Here is an 818-nt window from a genome sequence, read left to right as displayed (position 1 = left end):
CATCCGGGAAGAGGAATGGGACTCGGTGTCGCCCGAGGTGCTGGACGCGATTTATGAAAAGCGGGAAGAGTACCGTGATGCGCCGCGGTTCGCAGTCCGAGTGCAGGTCGCTCGGGAGCAGTTGAAGTGGCTGCAGAAGGAGAAGAAGAAGTTCCCATACATCGCCAACAAAGTTGGAGCCAAGAGTCAGGAAGTCAACGACTTCAGGCATGAGAAACGAGTTCTGCCGGTGGCGACCTTGAAGGAGATCGCTGGTCTGTATGCGGCTGAGAGGGGGCCGGAACTGCAGGTGCAGGAGCTTGACTCGCAGCGGTCTTTCCCGGGCGGGGACGGCAGTGATGTGCGGAGGCTGGAGGAGGCCGTTGATGATCTGACGTCCAAACTGGGTTCGCTGGACGCCCTGCTCCGGGAGATTGGTGCCGATCCTACGAAAAAGAAGGCCATCCGGGACGAGAAATGGCACTTGGTGTCGCGCGAGGTGGTGGACGCGATCCATGGTTTGCGGCGGGAATACCGTGATGCGCCGCGGTTCGCAGTCGGGGTGAAGGCCGCTCGGCATCAGTTGAAGCTGCTGCGGAAGGAGAGGACTTTCTCATACATCGCCAGCAGAGTTGGAGCCGATAGGAAACAAGTCGAAGACTTCAGTTATGGTCAGTATTTTCTGCGGGCGGCGGTCTTGATGAAGATTGCTGATCTGTATGCGCGTGAGAGGGGGCTGGAACTGCCGGGGCAGCGGCTTCACTCGCAGCGGTCTTCTTCGGAGGAGATTCCGGCCGAGCTGAGTGAATTCCTGGACGAGGTGCGCTTGGACGAGTTGG

At 59.3% G+C, this 818-nt stretch carries 1 protein-coding gene; it reads left to right on the top strand.

Annotation, left to right across the window (positions count from 1 at the left end; translation table 11 throughout):
• Positions 1 to 25 precede the first annotated feature (25 nt).
• On the top strand, positions 26 to 818 hold a 793-nt coding region (locus ADK41_RS05100), incomplete at its 3' end, for a hypothetical protein (RefSeq protein ID WP_159043940.1).

Source organism: Streptomyces caelestis (genome assembly GCF_001279005.1).
In the GTDB taxonomy this organism is placed as follows: Bacteria; Actinomycetota; Actinomycetes; order Streptomycetales; family Streptomycetaceae; genus Streptomyces; species Streptomyces heliomycini.
The sequence above is the reverse complement of the archived record's forward strand: the minus strand, read 5'-3'. Positions and strand labels throughout refer to the sequence as shown.